The organism is Streptomyces sp. SS7, from assembly GCF_037993025.1.
Classification (GTDB): Bacteria; Actinomycetota; Actinomycetes; order Streptomycetales; family Streptomycetaceae; genus Streptomyces.
Genome location: NZ_CP141223.1, coordinates 5,355,531 through 5,377,831, shown reverse-complemented (window position 1 = coordinate 5,377,831; position 22,301 = coordinate 5,355,531). Strand labels below are relative to the sequence as shown.

Annotated in this window: 22 protein-coding genes; 8 read left to right on the top strand and 14 right to left on the bottom strand. The window is 70.8% G+C overall.

Features of this window, described 5'->3' with window-relative positions; genetic code table 11:
- Nucleotides 1-41 precede the first annotated feature (41 nt).
- The 4 genes from U5640_RS24870 to U5640_RS24855 all read right to left on the bottom strand — a co-directional run bounded on the left by U5640_RS24870 (nt 42) and on the right by U5640_RS24855 (nt 2,934).
- Nucleotides 42-731, bottom strand: a complete 690-nt coding sequence (locus U5640_RS24870) for a hypothetical protein (protein ID WP_340377956.1) — start codon at nt 729-731, stop codon at nt 42-44.
- Nucleotides 732-817: 86 nt separating this feature from the next.
- Nucleotides 818-1,231, bottom strand: coding sequence for a helix-turn-helix transcriptional regulator (locus tag U5640_RS24865; RefSeq protein ID WP_055638318.1), 414 nt, complete (start codon nt 1,229-1,231; stop codon nt 818-820).
- Nucleotides 1,232-1,905: 674 nt separating this feature from the next.
- Nucleotides 1,906-2,265, bottom strand: coding sequence for a DoxX family protein (locus U5640_RS24860; protein ID WP_340377955.1), 360 nt, complete (start codon nt 2,263-2,265; stop codon nt 1,906-1,908).
- Nucleotides 2,266-2,439: 174 nt separating this feature from the next.
- Nucleotides 2,440-2,934 (bottom strand): cupin domain-containing protein, encoded by a 495-nt coding sequence (locus U5640_RS24855; RefSeq protein WP_340377954.1) that lies wholly within the window; start codon nt 2,932-2,934, stop codon nt 2,440-2,442.
- An 81-nt stretch (nt 2,935-3,015) separates the two neighbouring features.
- Here U5640_RS24855 and U5640_RS24850 point away from each other — a divergent pair, with 81 nt between their 5' ends.
- Nucleotides 3,016-3,867, top strand: coding sequence for a LysR substrate-binding domain-containing protein (locus tag U5640_RS24850; RefSeq protein ID WP_340377953.1), 852 nt, complete (start codon nt 3,016-3,018; stop codon nt 3,865-3,867).
- A gap of 65 nt (nt 3,868-3,932) precedes the next feature.
- On the opposite strand, the gene U5640_RS24845 is transcribed toward U5640_RS24850, so the two are convergent.
- Together U5640_RS24845 and U5640_RS24840 are read right to left on the bottom strand one after the other, a co-directional pair.
- Nucleotides 3,933-4,520, bottom strand: coding sequence for an SMI1/KNR4 family protein (locus U5640_RS24845; protein ID WP_340377952.1), 588 nt, complete (start codon nt 4,518-4,520; stop codon nt 3,933-3,935).
- A gap of 42 nt (nt 4,521-4,562) precedes the next feature.
- Nucleotides 4,563-5,210, bottom strand: coding sequence for a transposase (locus tag U5640_RS24840; protein WP_340377951.1), 648 nt, complete (start codon nt 5,208-5,210; stop codon nt 4,563-4,565).
- Nucleotides 5,211-6,609: 1,399 nt separating this feature from the next.
- Here U5640_RS24840 and U5640_RS24835 point away from each other — a divergent pair.
- The 5 genes from U5640_RS24835 (at nt 6,610) to U5640_RS24815 (ending at nt 12,280) form a co-directional block, all read left to right on the top strand.
- A complete protein-coding gene (locus U5640_RS24835) occupies nt 6,610-7,533 on the top strand; it encodes a DUF3152 domain-containing protein (RefSeq protein WP_340377950.1) in 924 nt (307 codons plus the stop codon).
- A 242-nt stretch (nt 7,534-7,775) separates the two neighbouring features.
- On the top strand, nt 7,776-8,720 hold the full coding sequence (locus U5640_RS24830; protein WP_340377949.1) for a hypothetical protein: 945 nt from the start codon (nt 7,776-7,778) through the stop codon (nt 8,718-8,720).
- A 70-nt stretch (nt 8,721-8,790) separates the two neighbouring features.
- Nucleotides 8,791-10,341, top strand: coding sequence for a peptidoglycan-binding protein (locus U5640_RS24825; RefSeq protein ID WP_340377948.1), 1,551 nt, complete (start codon nt 8,791-8,793; stop codon nt 10,339-10,341).
- Complete coding sequence (locus U5640_RS24820) at nt 10,338-11,048, top strand: ABC transporter ATP-binding protein (protein WP_340377947.1); 711 nt, start codon at nt 10,338-10,340, stop codon at nt 11,046-11,048. The genes U5640_RS24825 and U5640_RS24820 overlap by 4 nt, the downstream gene beginning before the upstream one ends.
- Nucleotides 11,045-12,280, top strand: a complete 1,236-nt coding sequence (locus U5640_RS24815) for an ABC transporter permease (protein WP_340377946.1) — start codon at nt 11,045-11,047, stop codon at nt 12,278-12,280. The genes U5640_RS24820 and U5640_RS24815 overlap by 4 nt, the downstream gene beginning before the upstream one ends.
- Here U5640_RS24815 and U5640_RS24810 read toward each other — a convergent pair.
- The 5 genes from U5640_RS24810 to U5640_RS24790 form a co-directional block, all read right to left on the bottom strand.
- Nucleotides 12,233-12,784 carry a hypothetical protein gene (locus U5640_RS24810; protein ID WP_340377945.1) on the bottom strand — a complete coding sequence of 184 codons (552 nt, stop codon included), beginning with the start codon at nt 12,782-12,784 and terminating at the stop codon, nt 12,233-12,235. The two genes, U5640_RS24815 and U5640_RS24810, sit on opposite strands and share 48 nt — an antisense overlap.
- A gap of 32 nt (nt 12,785-12,816) precedes the next feature.
- On the bottom strand, nt 12,817-14,892 hold the full coding sequence (locus U5640_RS24805) for an AAA family ATPase (RefSeq protein WP_340377944.1): 2,076 nt from the start codon (nt 14,890-14,892) through the stop codon (nt 12,817-12,819).
- 39 nt (nt 14,893-14,931) lie between these two features.
- Nucleotides 14,932-15,594 carry a TetR/AcrR family transcriptional regulator gene (locus U5640_RS24800; protein ID WP_340377943.1) on the bottom strand — a complete coding sequence of 221 codons (663 nt, stop codon included), beginning with the start codon at nt 15,592-15,594 and terminating at the stop codon, nt 14,932-14,934.
- A gap of 66 nt (nt 15,595-15,660) precedes the next feature.
- Complete coding sequence (locus tag U5640_RS24795) at nt 15,661-17,805, bottom strand: aminoglycoside phosphotransferase family protein (RefSeq protein WP_340377942.1); 2,145 nt, start codon at nt 17,803-17,805, stop codon at nt 15,661-15,663.
- 237 nt (nt 17,806-18,042) lie between these two features.
- Entirely contained in the window at nt 18,043-18,912 is an 870-nt protein-coding gene (locus U5640_RS24790) for a winged helix-turn-helix domain-containing protein (RefSeq protein ID WP_340377941.1), read from the bottom strand.
- A 174-nt stretch (nt 18,913-19,086) separates the two neighbouring features.
- Here U5640_RS24790 and U5640_RS24785 point away from each other — a divergent pair, with 174 nt between their 5' ends.
- Nucleotides 19,087-19,269: a hypothetical protein gene (locus U5640_RS24785; RefSeq protein ID WP_340377940.1), complete on the top strand. Its 183-nt coding sequence runs from the start codon at nt 19,087-19,089 to the stop codon at nt 19,267-19,269.
- Here U5640_RS24785 and U5640_RS24780 read toward each other — a convergent pair.
- Nucleotides 19,260-19,991 carry an HAD-IA family hydrolase gene (locus tag U5640_RS24780; protein WP_340377939.1) on the bottom strand — a complete coding sequence of 244 codons (732 nt, stop codon included), beginning with the start codon at nt 19,989-19,991 and terminating at the stop codon, nt 19,260-19,262. The two genes, U5640_RS24785 and U5640_RS24780, sit on opposite strands and share 10 nt — an antisense overlap.
- A 29-nt stretch (nt 19,992-20,020) precedes the next feature.
- Nucleotides 20,021-20,908, bottom strand: a complete 888-nt coding sequence (locus tag U5640_RS24775) for a GntR family transcriptional regulator (RefSeq protein ID WP_340377938.1) — start codon at nt 20,906-20,908, stop codon at nt 20,021-20,023.
- A gap of 127 nt (nt 20,909-21,035) precedes the next feature.
- On the opposite strand from U5640_RS24775, the gene U5640_RS24770 reads away from it, so the two are divergent.
- Entirely contained in the window at nt 21,036-21,230 is a 195-nt protein-coding gene (locus U5640_RS24770; RefSeq protein ID WP_340377937.1) for a hypothetical protein, read from the top strand.
- On the opposite strand, the gene U5640_RS24765 is transcribed toward U5640_RS24770, so the two are convergent.
- Nucleotides 21,220-22,128, bottom strand: a complete 909-nt coding sequence (locus U5640_RS24765; protein WP_340377936.1) for a winged helix-turn-helix domain-containing protein — start codon at nt 22,126-22,128, stop codon at nt 21,220-21,222. The genes U5640_RS24770 and U5640_RS24765 overlap by 11 nt on opposite strands.
- Nucleotides 22,129-22,301 lie beyond the last annotated feature (173 nt).

Below are 22,301 nucleotides of genomic sequence, written 5' to 3'. Positions count from 1 at the left end.
TGACCGTATCTCCGTGTCGGCGTCGAGGCCGGCGCCGCGTCTCACTTGGCGGGCGGCGTCGTCTTCTTCGCGGTCGTCCGGCGGGCCGCCGGCGCCTTCTTGACGGCCGTCTTCTTCACGGGCGCCGGGGCCGGCTCGGTCTTGGCCTCGGCGGCCGGGGCGGACTTCGACTCGGGCTTCGACTCGGGCTTCGGCTCGGACTTCGGCTCGGCGGCGGGGGCGTCCTTGCCCTCGACGACGATCGCCAGCTCCTCGATCTCCTCCGCGGCCTCGCCACGCCAGGTCTTCACGGCCTGCTCGCCGTGCTCGGCGACCTTCTCGTAGGTCTCGCGGGCCTTGACGGCGTACTCGGCGGCGACGCCGACACCGCGCAGCGCGAGGTCCTGGGCGGACTCGCCGAGCTTCTTCAGGTCGGCGTCGAGCGTGGTGCCGAGCTTCTTGATGTCGCCGTCGAGGGTGGAGATGAAGTCGTTGACCTTCGTCTGGAAGGTCTCCTGCGCCTCCTTGGCCTTGACCCCGGCCTCCTTGGCGCGGGCGGCGGCCTTCTCCTGCACGGCCTTGGGGTCGGTGTTGCGCACGGCCTCGATACGGGCCGGGGCCTCGGCGCGCAGCTGCTCCACCAGGGCCGGCACCTTCTTCGCCTGCTGGAGGGCCAGGTCCGCGGTGCCCGCGGCGAAGTAGAGCGGGGTCGGGTCGCTGAAGGTCTTGCGCAGGTCGTCGGTGATGGCCATGGTGGTAGGTCCTCCCGGATTCACATTCGTCGTCTTCGGCTGAGGGTCGTACGAGTCCGCAGTCGGCGGCCGGTCCCCTGGTCCGGTCAACTGGCCGTCTGCTGCGGATCGGCGTCGCCCTCGTCCCCGGGCCGGCTCTCCTGACCGCTCTCGAATCCGTTCTCCTTGCGGAAGGACTCGTAGATCTGCAGCAGTGCCTGCTTCTGCGCCTCCGTCAGGGTGGGATCGGCGAGGATGACCGCACGGGTCTCGACCTCGTCCCGGTCCCGCTCCGCGTCGAGGATGCCGGCGCGCACGTACAGCGTCTCGGCGGAGATCCGCAGGGCCTTGGCGACCTGTTGCAGCACCTCCGCGCTCGGCTTGCGCAGCCCGCGCTCGATCTGGCTCAGATAGGGATTGGACACCCCGGCGGCGTCGGCGAGCTGCCGGAGCGAGAGCTTGGCGTTACGCCGCTGCTCGCGCAGGTAGTCACCGAGATTGCCGACGTTGAGCGATGCCATGTCCCCACTGTGCACCACTAGCGCTAACTATTGCAAGCACCTGCTTGCAATAGTGTGTCGCGCCACAGGGGGAAGCCGGGGCGGTGCTGATGGCGAATGCGCGGTGGCTGGGCGGCTACCGGCGTTCCACCGGCTCCGGCGCCGGGTCCTGGCCGTGGTTCTGGAGGCTGAACTGTTGTCAGCGGACACGCGGGTCCGGCTCGGCCCGGTGCGGGAGGGGGCAGGTGCCGCCGTGTCCTCGGGTGTCGCGAGCGGGTGACCTGGTCCGGTTCGACGGATGCCCACCTTGCCTGCAAGCACGCGCTCCTCGCATCATCTGCGAATGGACGACACGCCGAGCCGCACCCCGACCGCCCTGCCCGCGTTACGCTCCAAGGCTCGCGACGCGGGCTTCATCCTGCCCAGCGAAGACCGCACAGGAGGCCTTCTGGCAGCACCGGGACCTGCCTGATCGACGACCTCTTCCCCCAGCCCGGCCGGCCGGACGGCCACGACGCCTCCGTCGAACGCCTCCTGGCCGAGCTGGACGAACGCGAAGACTTCCGATGCGTCCGCATGGCATGGGCAAGCGGACCACTGATGGCGGTGCGCACAGCCTGACGACCGGGAGTCGACCACGATCACGAGCTCGCCCCCCTCGATCCGGTGCTGTCCATTCTCGAACTGATCCACAATCACACCCTCGTGGCCAACCAGACAGTCACGGCCGCGGCGGCGAGGAGTCCGACATTGAGTGTGATCCTGCGGTCTTCGCCGGTCAGGTGAACGGCGATCGCACCGGTCTGCAGAAGTACGAAGCCGATGGCTGCGGCCGGTGCCGGCCAGCGAGCGACGCCGGTCAGCGGTGGCAGGATCAGACCGGCCGCGCCGAGTATTTCGACCGCCCCCAACGCCCTGAGGGCAGGCAACGGCACGCGGTCGACCCAAGCCATCATCGGTCGGAGTTGATCGCGGCTGCGGATCACCTTCAGAGTTCCTGCGTAGAAGTAGAAGAGCGCGAGCAGTCCCGCGGCGATCCCATAGGCGATGTTCATGGTTCCCGTTCACCAGGGCCCCGTTTCACGGGGCCTGTCGATTACGTCGATTGCCGGGGAAGCCCCTGGAGGCGGCCGGTCCGTCGCCCGAGGGGTTCGGACGCGAAAGGCGGGAGCGCCACGGTCCCGGAGGCCGGAGGGAGGGCAGCCGGGCCGTTCCCCGTCCCTTCGGCTTCAGGCGAGGTCGGTGGCGGGCCGAGTCGCGTAGCGGCTCATCGCGTCGATGTTGGCCTGTGGCGTCAGCGGCCGACCACCGGCGAGCACCTCCTGAAGGTCTCGGAAGTACTGCAGGTACAGGTCGGGTGTGAATGTGCTGAGCATGACGGCGGGTTGGTCGGTCGGGTTGGCGAAGGTGTGCGGGGTGCCGGGCGGAACCATGACGAGCGTCCCCGCGGTGGCGTCGTAGTCCTCGTCCCCGACGGTGAACCGCACGGTGCCGGAGAGAACGTAGAAGCCCTCGTCGTGCAGACCGTGGCGGTGCTGCGGCGGGCCCTGCGTGTGCGGGGCGAGGACGGACTCGGCGATCGCGAGGCGGTGCCCGGTGTGGCTGCCGTCCTCGAGAACGCGCATGCGCGTGGTGCCCAGAACGATCGTCTCGCCGTCGCGGGGACCCACCACCGATACGGCGGGGTCGGTCTGCGGCTCGCTGGTCTTCGCTTCGTCGGTCATGGTCACGAGTGCACCGCCGGGACCTCGCCGGTGTCCAAGACCCCTTCGGCAGAGCCGATACCTCATGGATATCGTTGCAGCGTGGAGCTACGGACCTTGCGCTACTTCGTGGCGGTCGCCGAGGAACTCCATTTCGGCCGGGCCGCCACCCGACTGCACATGAGTCAGCCGCCGCTGAGCCGGGCGATCAAGCAGTTGGAAGCCGAGACAGGGGCTCTGCTCTTCGCCCGCTCGCCCACCGGCGTCACGCTCACTGCGGTGGGCACGGTGCTGCTCGGCGAGGCGCGAGCCCTGCTCGACCACGCCGACCGCGTCCGGGTCCGCGTGAGCGCAGCAGCCGGCGTCGCGACCATCACCGTCGGCATTCTGGGCGACGCCACCGACCCGGCAGTGGCCAGGCTGGCCGCGGCCTATCGCCGCAACCACCCCGGAGTCGACATCCGCATCCGCGACACCGACCTGACCGACCCGACGTGCGGACTGCGCGCTGGACTGGTCGACGTCGCCCTCACCCGGGCGCCGTTCGACGAGACCGCCCTGACGGTGCGTGCGCTGCGGACCGATCCGGTCGGCGTGGTCCTGCGCGCCGACGATCCGCTGGCCCGCCGTGATGCGCTGCGCCTGACCGAGCTGCACGACCGCCGGTGGTTCCAGTTCCCGCAGGGCACCGACCCCATCTGGCAGTCGTACTGGAACGGTGGCAGGCCGCGGGAGGGACCAGTGGTGCGCGCCGTCCAGGAATGCCTGCAGGCTGTGCTGTGGAACGGCACGGTCGGCCTGGCCCCGCTCGGACACGGCCTGCCCGCGGAGTTCACCGTGGTGCCGCTGACCGACATGGCGCCGAGCCGAGTGGTGGCGGCGTGCAACGAAGGAGACACCAACCCGCTGACCCGGTCATTCATCGAGATCGCGACAGCCGCCTACCGCCACTGAACATCGGCAGCGGCACTGCCGCAGCTCGGGTTCTGGCTCACTTTCCGTGGAGTGGTTACGGAGAGTCAAATCTTCGGTGCCATGCGATGCCTGTCGGGATGGGCACGAAGCTGGGGTGAGGTGAGTTCCAGGGCCCGGTTGTCGCGTCCGGCGCTCATGTGGTTGAGCCAGCGTTCGTACCAGTCGAGGAAGTCGGTGGCGGAGGAGACGTTGGGGCCCCAGAACCCGTCGCTGTTGCCGATGAGGACGCGGCCAGTGAGGGGACCGGTCACCGCGATGACGCATACGTCGGTGCAGCCCATTTCGATGATGTGGAGGAAGAGATCGCGTCCGTGGGCCCTGGGGTCTCGGCCGTCGAAGCCGCGGGGCTTCCCTGGTTCTCCGCGGGGATTCATGACCAGCAGGGAACACTGCTCCAGCGGCATGAGGCCGTAGAACGGTGCCGCGCCTGAGCCGCCGACGTGCGTGAGGAACTGCCGGTAGGCATCGGGCAGGGCGATGTCGTGCTCGGCCTCGAACGCAGCGACGCGTGCTTCCGCCAGCTTCGGGCCGAGGCGGAACTTGTGCTGCTCTTCCCCGAAGGAGTGGCTGCGCAGGGGTTGGAAAGGGATCGCGACCAGCTTGCGACGCAGGCGGTGTATACGGGGATCCATCGTGCTCTTCTCTCGTCTCCGTCACCCTATGGGTGGCTGTGGTCAGCTGGCCAGAAGAACCCTCTTCCGCAGCAGAGCGAAGCCGGCCCGTCCGAACATCTGGCGCTTGAGCATCTTGATCCGGTTGACGTGTCCTTCGACGACGCCGGAGCTCCAGGGCAGGGTGAGCCCGGCAATGACGGCATCACGGTCACGTTCGATGCCTGCGGCCAGGGTGTGGAGGCTGGGGAGGTCGTCGCGCCGGACGGCGTCGAGCCACTGCGGAAGCCGTTCGCCCTGGCGCTCGGTGAGCATCTGGGCGAAGGACCGGACGTGAGTGGTGAGGGCGTCGAGTTCGGGGCAGTGGGCCAGGACTGCCTTGAGCCGAAGGTGGTCGATCTCAGGGAGGGTCTCGGGGCGCTGGAGGATCCAGCCGGCGACGACGCGGGGTGACGGTGGCCGAGCTGTGATCGGGTTGGGAGAGGTCCTCTTCTCCCGGAAGTAGGCGCGAACGCGCTGGTAGCTGCCCTGATAGCCGAGCGGCACGATCTCCTCCCATACCGCCCAGGCGTTGGTGCAGCCCTGGTTCCAGCGGTCATCCAGGTAGGGCTTGAACGCGTCCAGCTTGGACGGCCGACCCTGCCACTGCCCGCGGAAGAGGTCCTCCGGGGTGGCTGCGTCGGCGAAGAGTTTGACGGTTCGCGAGGTCATGCGGAGTTGGCGGCCAATCGCCCTCCGGCTGAGTCCGGCGGTCAGCAGTTCGTGGACGGTCGCGTGGTTGGCTCGGGTTCGGTCGGCGAAGCGGTGTCCCCTTGGCCAGGGCGAGCCGGACGGGTCTTCGAACTTCTCCAGCTCGGGGGCAGGCTGGGCTGGATCTGACACCAGCACCCGCAGGCATCCGCGGTGGTCTGCGACACAACGCTCGGCGGCTTCGCTCAGGTTGTGCCAGAGATGCCACCTGTCCGCCACCTGCACCGCCTGGGGCGCCCCGGCGGTGGCGCCTTCTGCGAAGAACGGTGCCCGATCGCGGCAGATCACGGTCAGGCAGCAGGTCCACCGGGCGTCGGCTTTCTACGTCGACCAGGACGGTCCCGTAGTGGCGGCCTTTGCGGGTGGCGTACTCATCGACGCCGACGACGCGCGGGGCGGGAACTTCCGGGTCGGGCAAGGATTCGACCAGCCGCAGCACCGTGCTGCGGCTAACGGACAGGCCAAAGACTCTCGCCATGCGGGCCCCGGCCCGACCGGCGAGCGCGAGCCCAACCGCAGCCAGCGTCGACCGCAGGCGCTCGGTCCGTCGGCCGTACCGACGTGTCAGCCCCGGCATCTGCTCGACGAAGGTCCGCCGCCCGCATGAGATGAGCGGGCAGAGGAACCTGCGGACCCGCAGGCATAGGACAACCCGTCTGCCACCGCTGGGCACATCAGCGGGAAACCGCAGGTAGGAGCTGTGAATCCGCCGCGATCAGCTTCCACAGCCAGGGCAAGCGGACCCGGCCACCGTCCTCTGGGCCTCGATACGTACCGCTTCGTCGGTCACGTCGACCGACAGCACAGCCACGTCCGAGATCGACGGGAACAGTAACTCCTCCAGCCGGAGCACTACTTCTGCCACGGGCCGAACTGTCAGCCACACCGCACTGGGGACGAATCATTTTCAGGCAGCTTCCCGAGGCCCCGCCCGCCCGACAAACGTCACTCCGCGTGATGATTCACGGAAAGTGAGCCAGAACCGCAGCTCGTGAACAATGCGAACCCCCGCACCCTCGTGACCGCCTCCCGAGACGGTGCACATCTGCAGTCATTTTCGGACCTTCACCGAGAGCGAGTCGACGGCGGAAACAGGAAGTGCGACAGATCCTCCAAGCACTCCCCCGTTCTCGTGAACATGAACTTCCGCGATGAGCGCTCCAGAGGCGGCTGCCCACAGTTGAACGGGACACCCACCGCACATCGACTGCCGTTGGCGGACGCGGTTTCGGCCGTTCGAGGCCCGGCGGCCGGTCCCTGGCTTCATTCCGCCATCCGTACTACGGGAACGGACAGTCGTTACTGTCCCGTGACCGTTTGAGCTCGGTGCGATCATGTGACATGGCCAGCTTGAGCTGCCATGCATTCGGTACGAGAGCGGGACCCCGCACCGCCCGTCGGCGGCCGCCACCGGACCTCCCACCGCCGGGCGCGTCCGCGGCGCCGGGGCCGGACCCACCTGGCCGCAGCGCTGGTGACGGTCGGTCTGCTGGGTTCCACGGCGTTCTTCCTGGTGGACGGCGGGCGAGGAGAGACGACGGCCTCCGTGCCGGGCCCGCGCGACACGGCGCACACCACGAGCCCCGCCCCGGCCCGGACTCCACCCGCGACGCCGACGTCTGCGCCACCTGCGACACCGCCGCCTTCGACACCGCCGCCTTCGACACCGCCTTCGGCGCCGGCCTCGCCCCCGGCCTCCTCCGGGATCGACGTACCCGCGACAGGGCCCGGCACCTTCGTCACCGCGCGGGCCGGTGGCGCCAAGGTCGGTCGGGGAGCGCGTCCGCTCCGCTATGTGGTGCAGGTCGAGACGGGGATCGGCATCTCGCCGGACCGGGCGGCGAACGAGATCGCCGACATCCTCGGCGCGCCCCGGGGCTGGACCCGGAACGGGGTGTCCTCGTTCCAGCTGGTGAGCGCGGGGCAGCCCTATGACCTGAAGGTGAAGATCGCGACACCGGGGACCGCGGACGCGCTGTGCTGGGCGGGCATCCGCCAGGACACGCACGGCGAGTACAACTGCGAGGTTCCCGACGGCGTGGTGGTGAACCTCAAGCGCTGGGTGCGGGGCTCGCCCACGTTCGACGGTCCGATCCACGAGTACCGGGCGCTGATCGTGAACCACGAGATGGGGCACTTCCTGAACCACACGCACCAGGGCTGCGCGGGTCCCGGGCGGCTCGCGCCCGTGATGATGCAGCAGATCAAGGGCCTGCACGGCTGTGTCGCCAACGCCTGGCCCTACGACGAGGACGGCGACCTCGTCTCCGGGCCGCCCGCGTAGCGGGCCCGCAGTTACAGCTTGGTCATGATCCGCGCCCATGGTCATCAACTGCGGACACCACCGTGGGCCTCCGGTGGAACCGGGTCACCGCGATCCCCACCGTTCCACTCCCCACCGTTCCACTCCCCAACGTTCCACTTGCCACCTCCACTCCCACCCACCTGCACTCCCACTTGCCTGATTCCTCTCGATCGGATGGACACATGTCTGGAAGCCGCACTGTCCGGAAACTGGCCGTGGCCGTGAGCCTGTTGCCGCTGCTGGCGGCCTGCGGGGGCGGCGGTGAGTCGCCCTCGTCCTCCTCGGCGGGCGACGGAAGCACCTCGGCGAGCGGCGGGAAGGCCTCCGCCGGGTCAGGGTCGTCGGGACAGCTCGACATCCCCGCGGACGCCGGCGCCGAACTCAAGAAGCAGTACCTCGTGGAGAACGCGATCGCGACCTGTATGAGGAAGCAGGGGTTCACCTACACCCCCGATCCGCCCGAGGACTTCAGGACCGGCTGGGCCACCGACGGGGCGGACTACGGACTGACGAAGAAGTTCCGGCAGAAGTACGGCTTCGGCTACACCGCCGTCGCGGTCTACCCCGACGACCCCCAGGTGTCGCGCAAGGCGGCGAACGAGCCCTCGGCCAACGCGAAGTACCTGGACACGCTCACCCCCGCACAGAAGACCGCCTACGAGAAGGCGCTGGGCGGCCCCCCGGACCCGAAGGTTGGCCAGAAGGACTGGACCGGCTGCATGGGAACGGCCGACAAGGAGGTCTACGGCGGTGAGTCGGTCGAGGACCGCAGCGCCGCGTCCTCCTCCCAGAACCAGGCCAACGCGCAGGCCCTCAACGGGGACCGGGAACTGGTCGGCCTGGCGCAGTCGTACGCCTCGTGCCTGAGGAAGGACGGCATCCCCGTCACGACCACCCAGCCCACCGGCATCGGGGAGATGGTGAAGCTCCAGGCGGCGGCAGCGGCTCCCGCCGGGGCCGGTGGCGCCGTATCGGTGGAGGCGGGCGCGGACGGGAAGCTGCCGGAGAGCCGGCCCTCCCCCCAGACCATGAGCAAGGCCGAGGCACTGCCGCTGCTCACCAAGGAGATCGAGCTGGCCATGAAGGACCTGGCGTGCGGCAAGGACTTCCGGGCCGCCTACTTCCCGAAGTTCTTCAAGGCCCCGGGGTCCACCGGTGCCGGCTGAGCCGGCCGAGCCGGCCGAGCCGGCACCCGACCCGACCGAGCGACGTCCCTCTCGCGATCCGAGGAAGAGCATGCAGCGCCCAAAGGGCGGCAACAGCCGCCCCAGACAGCTGGGGATCATCGTCACCGCCGTGGCGCTGGTGGGAGCGGGCGGGTGGTTCGCCGGATCGCAGATGCAGTCGCCCGCGGACGCGGCCGCCGCGCGCAAACCGCCGAAGGCCGGACCGGTCACCGTCGCGGTCGAGCGGCGGTCCCTGACCGCGAGCGTGGTGGCCCAGGGCTCGGTGGAGTTCGACTCCCCGCAGAGTCTGGCCCTCGCCGGGCCCGTGGGCACCCCGGATTCCGGGTCCACCGACCCCGTGGCCCAGCGCGTCACCAAGGCACCGGTCGCCGGGGCGGTGCTGAAGGAGGGCGACGTGCTGATGCAGCTGAGCGGGCGGCCGGTGCTGGTGCTGCGCGGCTCCGTCCCGATGTACCGCACCCTGGGTCCCGGCACCTCCGGAGACGATGTCAGGCAGCTCCAGCGAGCCCTGGCCCGGCTCGGCTTCGACTCCGGTGCGGCCACGGGGCAGTACGGGCAGGGCGTCGCCACGGCGGTGAGCCGCTGGTACAGGAGCAAGGGGTTCCAGGCGCAGGAGCCCGGCATCGCCGACAAACAGCAGCTGGGGACGCTCGAGGCGGCGGTGACCGCCGCGCAGCAGGGCCTCCTCGCGGCCCGGAACCCGAGCGGCGGCACGGGCGGCGACGGCGGTACGGAGACCAGCGGCACGCAGGCCGACGGTACGGGCACCAACGGCACGGGAACCGACGGCACGGAAGCCAACGGCAAGGGGGGCACCGGCAGCACACCAACCGGCACAGGCACCGGCGCAGGAACCGGTGCGGGCACAGGCACCGCCACCGGCTCCGGCTCCGGCTCCGGCACCACTGGCCAAGCGGAAAGGCTCCAGCTCAAGGCGGCACAGCAGCAGTTGGACGCGGCGAACACCGCGCTCTCCGCCTTCCGGGCCGGATACGGGACCAAGATCCCCGCAGGCGAGGTGGTCTTCCTGCCGGACCTGCCGGCCAGGTTGGACAAGGTGACGGTGAAGGTCGGTGACAGCCCGTCCGGACCGATCGGCACGGTGACCAGCTCGAAGGTCGTGGTGCAGGCCGTCGTCCAGGGCAGCGACGCCAGGTTGCTCCACAAGGGCATGACGGCGGAGGTGGAGACCACCGACGGCAAGAAGGTGGCGGGCGAGCTGGTGGCACTCGGCGACGACGTGCCGAAGACGGGTACGGCGGACGGCACGACCGCGCAGGGGGCGTCGTCCGGCGGGAGCGGTGACGCGTCGGCTCCCGTACCGGTGCAGATCTCCCTCCCGGCGGGGAAGCTGACCAGGAACGCGGGCGGTTCCGCGAAGGTGACCATCAAGGTGGGATCGTCGGCCGGCCGGGCGCTGACGGTGCCGATCGCCGCGCTCCACACGGCGGCCGACGGACAGGCCACGGTGCAGGTCCGGCGCGGCGGCACGGTGGTGGACGTCTCGGTGAAGGCGGGACTCTCCGCGGAGGGGCAGGTGGAGGTCACCCCGTCCGGTGACGCCCTGCAGGCGGGCGACCAGGTGGTGATCGGGCAATGAGCTCCCCGCTCGGCGGGACGGACGCGGTCATCCACCTGGTGTCCGTCGACCGTATCTTCGACTCCGAACCGCCGGTGCATGCCCTGCGCGACGTGAACCTGGCGGTCCGGCGCGGCGAGCACCTGTCGATCGTCGGCCCGTCCGGGTCCGGCAAGTCGACGCTGCTCAACACCCTGGGACTGCTGGACCGCCCCACCTCGGGCTCCTACTGGCTCGACGGGGTGGAGACCAACACGCTCGGCGACCTGGAACGCACGGCGCTGCGCGGCAGCCGGATCGGCTTCGTCTTCCAGTCCTTCCATCTGCTGCCGTACCGGACCGTGGACGAGAACGTCATGCTGGCCGAGGCCTACCGCCGGGCCCGTCCGGGGCGCGGCCGGGCCGGCCGCCGCGCCAGGGCCGACGAGGCGCTGGAACGGGTGGGCCTTGCCCACCGGTCCGGCTTCCGTCCGGACCGGCTCTCCGGTGGGGAGCGACAGCGGGCGGCGATCGCCCGGGCCCTGATGGGCGAGCCGGCTCTGCTGCTCTGCGACGAGCCCACCGGCAACCTCGACAGTGAGAACACCGCGTCGGTCCTGGACCTCTTCGACCAGTTGTCCGAGCAGGGCATGACCCTGGTCGTGATCACGCACGAGGAGGCGGTCAGCAGACGGGCCGACCGGCGGGTGCGGATCAGCGACGGACGGCTCACCGAGGAGGGGAGATGAGGACCCGGCGCCGCGGCCACGCCGGGGGCGCGGAGCGTCCCCGGATGGATGTCCGGGACCTGTGGGCCGAGGCGCTGGCGGGTGTGCTCGCCCGTCCGATGCGCTCCGCCCTGACCACGCTGGGAACGGTTCTGGGCATCACCACCCTGGTCATCACCATCGGGGTCTCGGCCACGGCCGGCAATCAGATCGTCGGCCGGTTCGACGCCCTGACCGCCACCTCGGTCACGGTCGTGGTGCCTCCGGCGGCCGGCGCGGTCCCGCTCGTCGACTGGTCGGGGGTCGACGCGGTCCGGAGGCTGGCCGGGGTCGAGTCGGTGGCGGCGCTCGCTGGATCCACGGACACCGCGAGCGTCCAGGTACGGGCGAACGACGTGGTGGCCCCGGGGGACGTCAGCGGCCAGACCATGGCCGTGTTCGCCGCGTCCCCCACGCTGCCCGCCGCGGTGCGCGGCAGGATGACCGTGGGGCGTTTCTTCGACGGCGGCAACATCGCCCGGCACGACCGGGTGGCGGTGCTCGGCGACCAGGCCGCGCGGCTGCTGGGCATCAGCTCGGTGCAGGGCTCCCCCGCGGTCTTCCTGAGGGGCCAGTCCTACACCGTGATCGGGATCCTCGGCGAGGCCGAGCGGGAGCAGCAGCTCTCCACCGCGATGATCCTGCCGCCCACGACGGCCGAGGACCGGCTCGGCCTGGGCGAGGTGACCCGGGTGCTGATCAACACGGCGCTCGGCGCGGCGAAGCAGGTGGCGCACCAGGCCCCGATCGCGCTGGCGCCCGGTGCCGAGAGCGCCCTCGCCGTCACGGCGCCGTCCGACCCGGCCAAGGCGCGCACGGGCGTGCAGGGCGACGTCAACGGCCTGTTCCTGGTCCTCGGACTGGTCTCGCTGGTGGTGGGGGCGATCGGTATCGCCAACGTGACGCTGGTGACGGTCATGGAGCGGATCGGGGAGATCGGACTGCGCCGCGCCCTCGGTGCCTCCCGACGGCAGATCGCCGGGCAGTTCCTGGTGGAGTCGACGACCATCGGACTGCTCGGCGGCGTCATCGGCGCCGCTCTGGGCATGGTCGTCGTGGTCGCCGTGTCGGCCGTCCGGGAGTGGACTCCGGTGCTGGACGTCCGGCTCGCCCTCGGTGCTCCGGTCGCCGGGGCGCTCGTCGGGCTCCTGGCGGGTCTCTACCCGTCACTCCGGGCCTCGCGCATGGAGCCCGTCGACGCGCTGCGCTCCTGACGCGCGCCCGCGCCACCCGCCCTGGTCCGCTTCCGCGACCCACGCCCGCACGGCCGCGAAGTCCTGCTCCCCGACCCCGTACCGGTGGTCGATCCGACGCAGCAGCGCCGGCCCGGGATGGTGCGCCCTCACCCAGGCGCGGTCGACGTCGCCGATCTCGTCGTCGAGCCAGACGAACGGGCGTCCCGCGGCCCGCTCGACCAGCACCCGCGTCTTCCAGTGGAGAGCGGCACCGCACCACCCGGCCGGCACCTCCGTGTCCTCCGGCCAGTCGACCACGTCCAGCGGGGGCCACCCCAGCCAGGGGGAGAGGAGTTCGTTCGCTTCGTGCAGCCAGGTCGTCGCCCAGACCGGTGTGCAGCCCAGCGCGAGCAGCCGGGGCCCCAGGGCCGGGTCCAGGCGGGGCAGCAGGGGGTGGGACGAGGTGCCGTACTCCCGGTGGGGACCCGGTCCACCGAACGGGATCAGCGTCCCGTCGACGTCGAGGAAGAGCAGGGGCGGCATCCTCCAAGGATGAGCCCGGACGGGCCCGGAAGTCAGCCGGGTGGGCCCTCGCCGGTCGCTCCCGCGGCCCACGGCAGCTCCGGCCGTTCGTGGACCACGTCCAGGCGGGACACGGCGCGGGTCAGGACGACGTACAGGCGGTTGAGGCCGCGTTGCTCGGACTCGGCGATCGTGGCCGGTTCCACGGCGACGACGTGGTCGTACTCGAGGCCCTTGACGAGGGTGGCGCCGATGACCGTCACCCGGCCGTTCGGCGGGGCGAGGCCGGCGGCGGTGAGGGCCTCGCCGATGCGCGCGGTCTCGGTGTCCGGGGTGATGACGCCGATCGAGCCCTCGTGGGTGAGGGCGTCGCGTACGGCGGCGAGCACCGCGGCGGTGAGGCCGCCGTCCGGGGCGCGGCGGACGCGCAGGGCGCCGTCGTGGCGCAGGGAGCGGGCCGCGGGGACGTCCGTGTCGAGGCGGGCGAGGAGCCGGTTGGCCAGGGCGAGGACCGCGCCGGGGACCCGGAAGCCGGTGGTGAGCGGGACGACCGTCGCGTCGGGCTTGCCCAGGTGGGTCAGCTGGGCCCGCCAGGAGCGCGCCGCCCACGCAGTGATGCCCTGGGCGAGGTCGCCGAGCACCGTGAGGGAGCCGAAGGGGACCCGGCGGGCGATGGCCCGGCACTCCATCGGCGAGAGGTCCTGGGCCTCGTCGACGACGACATGGCCGTAGCCCTGGGGGTGTTCGAGGAGCCCGGCGATCTCGTCGAGGAGGAGGAGATCGGCGGCCGACCAGCGTGCGGACTTCGGTGAGCGTGGCGGCCGGGCCCAGAGCAGGGCCTCCTGCTCCGCCCGCTCCAGCAGCCCGTCGGCCGCCGCGGCCAGCGCCTGTGCGTCGGCCAGCAGTCCGGCCAGCACCTCCTCCGGCCGCAACCGGGGCCAGAGCGCCTCCACGCAGGCGCTCACCGCCCGCGCCCGTTCGATCCGCCGCAGCCAGGCGGCCGGGGGCGGTCCGCCGCGCCGCTCCGCCTGGGTGAGGAGCCGGCGCACGATCCGGCTGCGGACCCGTTCCCGTCCGACCTCGTACGGCGGCTCCTCGGCGAGGACCGCGCCCACGAGGTCGGTGAGCCGGTCCCCCGCGATCCGCCAGCGGTAGGTCCCGTCCGGTACGGCCAGGTCCTCGGCGTGGCCGGCCGTCACCCGGCCGTACACCGCCCGGCGCAGCACCTCGGCCATCCGGGGGTCGTGCTTGAGGGCGGCGGCTCGTGCGGTGTCGGTCGCGGTGACCGGGTGCCGGGCGATCTCGTCCGCGAGGGTCGACTGCCGTACGCCGGTCTCGCCGAGGGAGGGCAGTACCTCGGCGATGTAGGAGAGGAAGGTGCGGTTGGGGCCGAGGATCAGCAGGCCGCCGCGCTGGACGCGCTGCGGGTGGGTGTAGAGGAGGTAGGCGGCCCGGTGCAGGCCGACGGCGGTCTTGCCGGTGCCGGGGGCGCCCTGCACACAGACCGAGTCGGCGAGGCCGCCGCGCACGAGGTCGTCCTGCTCGGGCTGGATGGTGGCGGCGATGTCCCGCATGGGGCCGACGCGGGGTCTCTCGAGCTCCCGGAGGAGGAGGCCGCCGGGACCCGCGGCCGGCCCGCCGCCCCTGAGGTGCTCGTCCTCCAGGCCGGTCAGGTCGGCGGAGTCGCCGCGGCTGCCGGGCGCCCATCCGAACCGCCGCCGTACCGTCACGCCCTGCGGGGCGCGGGCGCTCGCCTGGTAGAAGGCGCGGGAGACGGGGGCGCGCCAGTCGACGACGAGGGGCGGGGCTGCGGGGTGTTCGCTGATCCGCAGCCGGCCGATGTGGTGCGCGCCGCCCTGTACGAGGTCGATGCGGCCGAAGAAGAGCGGTCCTTCGGGGAGTTCGCGCAGGGCCTTGGCTCGGCTGCGCAGCCCGTGACCGAGGACTTCGGCGTCGGCACCGGACGCGGAGACGTCCTCGCCGATGACGACCTGGAGGTCGGCGCCGTCGACCATGGCGGCGAGGGCGGCGCGGCAGGTGTCGTGGTGGGCGCGTTCCTGGCGCAGGGCGGTGTCGAGGCCGTGATCGGGTTCCGTCACGGCAGGCGGGACCGGCTCGGCAGACGTCATGCACCGAGGATAGCGAATACCGTAACCAAGTTAAATATTTTACCGAGTAACGCCGCTTTGCCGAGTAACGCCAGTACTGCCGGGCATGGCGAGATACGGCAGCCCCGCCTCCAGCGTCGCGAACGCCCGCTCGGCCGCCCCCACCGCGTCCTCCCGTACGTCCTCCACCGGCTCCCCGGCCGAGATCCGCCGCCAGTTCTCCTCGGCGAGGATGCGTCGTACGGCGATGATCTGCCCGGCGGCGAGCCGGGCCGCGAGGTCACCGCCGAGCACCTCGGCGAGCGCGGCCTCGGAACGCTCCAGGTACGCGTGGAGCCGGGCGACCAGGGACGGGGTGCCGTAGAGGAGGTCGTAGAAGGCGCGGACGGCGGGGTGGTCGTTGAGCCCGGTGATCGGGTCGTGGGCCGCGATCCCCGCCAGGAAGTGCCGGCGCAGGGCGACGAGCGGCGCGACCCCCTCGGCCCGTCCGTCCTCCACCACCCGCGCGGCCTCCCGCTCGTGGTCGGCGATCCGGTGCAGGACGAGGTCCTCCTTGGCCGGGAAGTACCGGAAGAGGGTCGGCTTGGAGATCTCGGCCGCGGCGGCCACCTCGGCGACGGACACCGCGTCGAAGCCCCGCTCCAGGAACATCCGCACGGCGGTGTCCGACACGGCCTGATACATCCGCCGCTTCTTGCGCTCACGCAGCCCGGGGTCGCTCATGGGGTGAGCGTACGGCGCCGACGCCGTACGCCTTCCGCCGCCGCTTCTCGCCGCCGCCTCCCGCCGCTACCTCCTGCGTCTGGCCAGGGCCCTGGCCAGATAGGGGTTCGCGGTGTGCGGGACCGGCAGGCCGAGCGCCGCCATGGCCGCCGACAGGGTGGCGTCGTAGGAGTCCACGGCACGGCGGACATTGGGAGCGTCCAGGCTCGCCCGGGTGACCAGGCGGTCGAGGTCCACGTAGGCGGAGCGGACGACCTCGAGGTGCCCGTAGACCCGTGCGTCCCGGCGGCAGTTGACCGTGTACTCCTCGGGCAGCCGCGTCTTCCAGCGCCAGAACATGCGCTTCCTGATCTCGGGCCGGGTCGGCGTCAGATGCATGTGCCGGACCAGGTCGTAGAGGGGGTCCCCGACGAGGGCCATCTCCCAGTCGATGACGGTCAGGACCAGCTCGTCGTCACGGCGCACCAGGTTCCACGGGTTGAGGTCACCGTGCAGCAGGACGGACGGACGGCGGCTCATCTGCCGCCCGGACAGGATCTCGCCCAGCCGGACGTGGTCGGGCAGTCCGAGCGCGCGGGCCAGTTGCAGGGTCTCCTTCGGCAGATCGCGCACCAGGGCGACGAGCTGCCGCTTCAGCCACTCGTGGAAGTCGAGGTCACCGGCGTCCCAGCCCACCGTGCCGGTGTCGACCTTCGTCAGCTCGCACAGCTGATCCACCAGGGCGTCCGCCTCGTGCGGGAGCAGGCCGTCCACCGGATGGCTGGGCCACTCACGGCCCGCCGAGCCGACGTAGGTGTGCACGGCGAAGCGGTCGTCCTTGTAGCTGGTCCCCAGTGCGAGCACCCGAGGTGCGGCGACCTTCGCGTTCGAGGCGTGGATCGCCCGCAGGACGACATGTTCCCTGAGGTAGACGGGCTCCCTGCGGCAGACGTCGGGCAGTATGCGCCGCACGACCACCGGCTCACGGTTTCCCGGCATCCGGACGACGGTGTTGAGGTGCGCGGCCCCCTTGAACACCCGGGACGCCGGTGCGCCCCCCTCGGCCAGCAGGGCCTCGTGCACGTCGGACGCGGGGAAGTCGGGGGGTTCCGGGAAGTCCGGGTCCGGGTCCCAGTGGTAGGCCGGCGCGATCCACTCGCCGCCCCTTATGCCGCCGCCGCGGGACATCAGCCAGCGGCACAGGGCCCGCTCGATCTCCTTCTTCTTGGGGATGTCGTCGAGGCCGAGCGGTTCCTTCGCGGCGTCCAGGGCCCGGCTCACCTCCGCCGTCGCCAGGTCCAGTCGCTTCTGGGTGAACCCGTCCTGCAGCGACCGCGCGGCCCGTATCACGTCCGGGTAGACCGACTGCGCCCGCTCGAAATCCAGGTAGTGGCGCAGGTCGTTCGCGATGCCCCGGACCGCGGTGGGGCGCATCACCCGCATGGCCTCCACCCACGCGTCGATCACCTCTCCCCACTGGTGCGGCGGGTACTGCATGCGCACCAGATGCGTCGCGAGATCGTGCAGGGGGTCGCCGTAGGTCGCGAGTTCCCAGTCGACGCAGACCAGGGGCGGACTGCCGTCGTAGGCAATGATCAGGTTGTCCCGGTGCAGGTCCGCGTGGAGCAGGCTGTACGGCCGCCGGGTCATCGGGGGGATCCGGTCGGCCAGCGCGAGCAGGGCGTCCTCCCGGATGCCCAGGGCGATGAACAGGCCGCCGTACTCGTCCCAGTTGGGCACCCGGATCTGCTCGTCGGCGAGTCTCACCAGCCACCGCAGGAAGGCCTGGCTGCCGTTGTGCTGGGCGGGCCATCCGGCGGGCAGCGCCGGAGGACGCACCTGGGACATCCGGGCCAGCAGCTCGGCCATCGCCTTCACCAGCAGGGTGTCGACCGGTTTACCGTTTCCGCAGACGGTGGAGAGCGGGACGCCCTCCACATGACTGTGGATCGCGAACTCCGGCCGGCGCGCCAGGCACAGGGGCGCGTCCTCGAACACGCTTCCCACGGCCTCGAGGATCGCGGGCTCGTCCTGCCAGGTCCTGATCACCACCCGCAGGGCGTCGGTGCGCCGGATGCGCACGGTCACCCGGGTGCCGGCCTTGCGGCCCAGGAGGCCGGCCACGTCGTCGGTCACCTCGACGACGTAATTGAGGTTGTGGTGTCCGCTGGACACCTTCTCCGACTCCGCCTTCTCGACGAACGTCCGAAGGGCGGCGCTGGGGTCGGCCACTTGCAGCTCCGAGGAACTCGCACGGTTGAACGGGTACGGCACCAGGGATGCCGGAAAATGCGAAAGGCGGCCCGAGGGGACATCGGAGTGGCCGTCATGGGTGGCCTGCCACTCTTCAGTGAGGCCGTTCGATGGTGGCTTGTACGCCATCTCATACGTACGGACGGGAGCGGTTGCTCGCTTGATGTTGGCGCATGCTAGCGCACGCTCCCCCGCGGAAACCGGCGAAAGCCGTGGTCACTCGGCGAGCAGGTTCCAGACCGAGTCGAACCACGCCTGCCAGGTGTCGACGAAGACCGTGCCGACCGCGTCGGGGTCGTCGTCCTTGACGTGATGGGTGAGGGTGGCCCCCAGGCCCAGCACGTCGAGGGCGTTCACGGTCTCCTCGGACGGCAGCTCGATCTGGCGCTCGACCACCTCGTAGGGGCCCAGCAGGGCCTCGGTGCCGTTGAGGAGGTAGAGCTTGAACGCCGGGACCAGGGGGGCGTGACGGATCCTGAGGTCGATCGAGGGGACGAGTCCGTCGGTCCGCAGGTCGGTGAGCAGACCCCGCAACGAGGCCGTGTGCCGGTCGGTGATGTCGTGCAGCCGGTCCCCGAGCCGCCCGTCGCTGCTGTCGTCCTTCACCCGCGGATAGGGCAGGACCTGGTCGCGCAGGGGCAGCAGCAGCCGCAGGGTGATGCGCTGCGGTGCGATGACCTGCAGACGGATGCGCTCGACCTGGAGGCGGATGTGCGCGTCGAGGGACTCGGACGTCAGGGTGTAGACGTCGAGGGTGACCTCGGGCTGCTCGAAGGCCTCGCCGATCAGAGGGCCCAGGGTCACCGTCCGGCGCTGCCGGCCGACCCGGTGCGTCGGGGTCGGTATCCGGGGCGTCCTGATCACACGCGAGCCGCTGCCCTGCCGTGACTCGATCCAGCCCTCGTTGCCGAGGACGCGCAGGACGCGCTGCACGGTGTCCCGGGAGACGCCCAGTTCCTCGGCCAGCTCACGCTGGGACGGCAGGAACGAGCGCACCGGGTACAGCCCGTCGGCCATGCGGGCGCGCAACTCGTCGGCGACCCGGTGGAATTCCCTGCCGCCGCTGTCACTCTGACGATCTCCCACACCGCGACCGTACCGCCGCCCGGTCTTCGACAAACCACTTTCAGTCAACCGGCAGGCCGAATTGGCCTGCTGGTTAAGGGATCAATCGGACAGGGCACATCCGATTCAAGGCAACCAGTCCAATTGGACCGACATATGAAAGCTTCACTGACAGTTGTACGGAGGTGGAATGGCATGCTCCTTTTAGCCGCGTCCCGGGAGTTGTTGAGCGTCGCCCTGGGGAGCCTGGCGCAGGCCAGGCTCGGCCCGCTGGGACCGGCCCTCGTGCTCCTGCTCGCCGTGGGCATCCGCGCTCGTCATCAGGGCCTCGCGGTCACGGCGGCCGTGATGCTCGTGGTGCTCGCGAGTCAGGCCTGACCTCTGGCCACGCGCAGCACCGTCTCCAGCGAGTTCACCACCACCGTCGCCCCCGCCCCCCGCAACAGCTTCTCCTTGCGCTCGTTACGCGCGTAGCCCAGGAAGGGGACGCCGGCCTCGCGGGCGGCGAGGAAGTCGGAGGGGGTGTCGCCGATCATCAGGGCGGTGTCGGGGGCGGAGCCCGTCGCGCGCAGGGCGCGCTGCAGACAGTGCGGGTGGGGCTTGAGCAGGTGGAGTTCCTGCGTACGGCCGTAGACATGGGGGGTGAAGCAGGCGGCGAGGCCCCTGCCGGTGAGGTACTTGGCGACCACGCGGGGAGAGTTGTTGGTGGTGATGGCCAGGCGCAGGCCCAGGGCGGTCCAGGTGCGTATCAGGGGGTCCGCCCAGGCCGTGGGCATCGCCGAGGAGGCGGCCCGCAGCTCCTCCTGGGTGAGGCGCTCCTCCAGCTCCGCGACCAGGTCGCTGCCGGGGCGCAGGCGGTCCACGGCGCGCAGGACGACGTGCGGGTCCAGCGACTCCCGCTCGGACTCCGTCAGCAGATGGTGCAGGCCCCGCCCTTCGAGCCACTCCACCAGTCCGTCGGCGACGTCCTCCGCCGAGTGGCCGGCGAAGAGCCGGCAGATGGGGCCGTCGAAGTCCCACAGGACGACCCTCGTACGCGCGATCAGCTCCCGCAGATCCGCGGTTCCGTTTCCCCGGGTGTTGTCGGTGTCGGCTGCCACCTGTTCAGTCTGCGTCGTATCAGAAGTCACTAGGAGAGTGTCAGGTCCGTCGTGATGGTTTCCCAGAGGGCGTTGAACCACTTCTGGGATTCCTCGACGAACGCGGTGTCGCGCGGACCGGCCGAGGACTGGAAGGAGAACAGCAGCGACTCCGTGCCGAGGACGTCGTACATGTCGAGCGGTCCGGTGTCGGTGTCCTCCGCCCGGCGCTCGACCATGTAGTACGCCATCAGCGCCTCCGTGCCGTTGAGCAGGTACAGCTTCACGGGCGGGGTGAACGGCAGCGCGCGGAAGGTGATGTCGACGTCGATGCCGTGGGAGCGCAGGGTCTGCAGGTTGTGGCGCAGGACGTGGCCCTGGGCGTTGCGCATGGCCAGCCAGCGCTGGTGGACCGGGTCGTCGTCGCCGCGGCCCTCGACCGGGACGGGAAAGGCGAGATTGATGCGGCGGGAGGGCAGGAGGATCCGGACGTCGATCTTCTGGGGGTGGAGGACGCCCGCGTGGATCAGGCGCAGGGGCTCGCCCAGGGCGGGGATCAGGCTCTCGGCCGTCAGGCAGGCCGCGTCGATACGGACGTGCGGTGCGGAGAACGCCTCGGTGAGGCGGGGGGCGAGGCCGACCATGGTGCGCTGGGGCTCGTCGTGACCGGGCGCGGGCGGTTCGGCGATGCGCGGCGGGCTGCCCTTGCTGACATGGGTGAGGAGCCCGTCGAGCTGGAGCTCGCGCAGGGCCTGGCGTACGGCGCCGCGCTCCACCCCGAACTCGTCGGCGAGCTCGGCCTGGGTGGGCAGACGGTCGCCGGCCTTGAGGTCACCGGAGCGGATGCGCTGCCGCAGGACGCCGGCGATCTCCTGGGGGGACCTTCTGCTGCCGTTCACTGCCGGGTTCTCCGCCACGTTCTCCTGGGTCACGACCAAACGCTACAACTTAGATCCATCTATGGGGAGTTGCCTGGAAGTTGTTTAGGGGTTGGTGCCAAGTGGGGACAACCTAATTAAAGTTGGTTGCCAACTTGATCGAGTTGGCGAAGAAGGGGGGAACGCCATGCCTGTCCTCACCCTCGTCTCCGCCGCCTTCGTCGTCGGCGTCGAGCAGACCATCCAGTGGAAGTACGGCGCCACAGGCGCCGTGGGACTGCTGCTGCTCAGCGTCGGCATCAAGGTCAGGAGCCCGGCCCTCAGCTCGGTCGGCGCCGTGGTCCTCGCCCTCGTGGCCACCGGACCCGCCGTCAGCTCGTGAGCAGCAGCTCCGAGCTGATCGTCTCCCAGAGCGCGTCGAACCACAGCTGGGACTGTTCCACGAACGCCGAGTCGCGCGGCCCGGCCCCCTGTTCGAAGGCGAACAGCACCGACCGCGTGCCCTCGGCGTCGTACAACTCCAGGTTCTCCTGGTCGATCGTCTCCTCGCGCAGCCGCACCGTGTAGTACGCGAACAGCGCGTCCGTGCCGTTGAGCAGGTACAGCTTCACGGGCGGGGTGAACGGCAGCGCGCGGAAGGTGACGCTGACATCGATGCCGTGCGTGGAGCGCAGGCTCAGCAGATTGTGCCGCAGCACCTGCCCCTGCGCGTTGCGGTGGGCCAGCCAGTGCCGCTGGAGCCGCTCGGTGGCCGAGGTGTCCACCGCCGCGGGGAACGCCAGGTCGATGTTCCGGGAGGGCAGCAGGACCCGGACGTCGATCTTGGCCGGTTTCAGCTGTCCGGCGTGGATCCGGCGCAGCGGCTCGCCGATCGCCGCCGTCAGCGAGACCGCCGTGAGACAGAGGGCGTCGACCTGGACATGCTGGGCCGCGAAGGCCTCGGTCATCCGTGGGGGAAGGCCGACCATGGACGGCTGCGGGGCCGCCTGCGGACCCATCGGCGGGCCGGCCGCGCCCGGCGGCGGGGCGACCGTCGCCGGGCTTCCCTTGGAGACGTTGGTGAGCAGGTGCTCCGACTGCAGAATGCGCAGCGCCTGGCGTACGGCCCCCCGCTCCACCCCGAACTCGTCCGCCAACCTGGCCTGCGTGGGCATGCGTTCGCCCGGCCGCAGCACTCCGGTCCTGATCCGGGCGCGCAACTCGTCGGCCACCTCGCGGTGCGAGGGCTGGGGCCGCCCCGCTCTCCCCCGTCCGTTGACGGGGGCATGTTCCGGCTCCACGGGGGAACAGTACAACTTCCCGCCATCTTCTGGCAGTTCTCAGAGAGATGGTTATAGGACGCTTCCAAGCGGACATAAGTACAGTGAAGTTGGCAGCCAACTTCAACAACATGGTCAAACTTCCGGACGGTTGGCCGGTCGGACTCCCTTCCGGAGGGGAGCCGGGAGCCCGA

What these genes read in the sequence shown, in the direction of transcription:
- U5640_RS24785 (WP_340377940.1), top strand. Translation starts at nt 19,087, where the DNA reads ATGCTCCTTTTAGCCGCGTCCCGGGAGTTGTTGAGCGTCGCCCTGGGG.
- U5640_RS24870 (WP_340377956.1), bottom strand. Translation starts at nt 731, where the DNA reads ATGGCCATCACCGACGACCTGCGCAAGACCTTCAGCGACCCGACCCCG.
- U5640_RS24800 (WP_340377943.1), bottom strand. Translation starts at nt 15,594, where the DNA reads ATGAGCGACCCCGGGCTGCGTGAGCGCAAGAAGCGGCGGATGTATCAG.
- U5640_RS24840 (WP_340377951.1), bottom strand. Translation starts at nt 5,210, where the DNA reads ATGACCTCGCGAACCGTCAAACTCTTCGCCGACGCAGCCACCCCGGAG.
- U5640_RS24810 (WP_340377945.1), bottom strand. Translation starts at nt 12,784, where the DNA reads ATGCCGCCCCTGCTCTTCCTCGACGTCGACGGGACGCTGATCCCGTTC.
- U5640_RS24845 (WP_340377952.1), bottom strand. Translation starts at nt 4,520, where the DNA reads ATGGATCCCCGTATACACCGCCTGCGTCGCAAGCTGGTCGCGATCCCT.
- U5640_RS24805 (WP_340377944.1), bottom strand. Translation starts at nt 14,892, where the DNA reads ATGACGTCTGCCGAGCCGGTCCCGCCTGCCGTGACGGAACCCGATCAC.
- U5640_RS24825 (WP_340377948.1), top strand. Translation starts at nt 8,791, where the DNA reads ATGCAGCGCCCAAAGGGCGGCAACAGCCGCCCCAGACAGCTGGGGATC.
- U5640_RS24855 (WP_340377954.1), bottom strand. Translation starts at nt 2,934, where the DNA reads ATGACCGACGAAGCGAAGACCAGCGAGCCGCAGACCGACCCCGCCGTA.
- U5640_RS24860 (WP_340377955.1), bottom strand. Translation starts at nt 2,265, where the DNA reads ATGAACATCGCCTATGGGATCGCCGCGGGACTGCTCGCGCTCTTCTAC.
- U5640_RS24815 (WP_340377946.1), top strand. Translation starts at nt 11,045, where the DNA reads ATGAGGACCCGGCGCCGCGGCCACGCCGGGGGCGCGGAGCGTCCCCGG.
- U5640_RS24865 (WP_055638318.1), bottom strand. Translation starts at nt 1,231, where the DNA reads ATGGCATCGCTCAACGTCGGCAATCTCGGTGACTACCTGCGCGAGCAG.
- U5640_RS24835 (WP_340377950.1), top strand. Translation starts at nt 6,610, where the DNA reads ATGCATTCGGTACGAGAGCGGGACCCCGCACCGCCCGTCGGCGGCCGC.
- U5640_RS24820 (WP_340377947.1), top strand. Translation starts at nt 10,338, where the DNA reads ATGAGCTCCCCGCTCGGCGGGACGGACGCGGTCATCCACCTGGTGTCC.
- U5640_RS24770 (WP_340377937.1), top strand. Translation starts at nt 21,036, where the DNA reads ATGCCTGTCCTCACCCTCGTCTCCGCCGCCTTCGTCGTCGGCGTCGAG.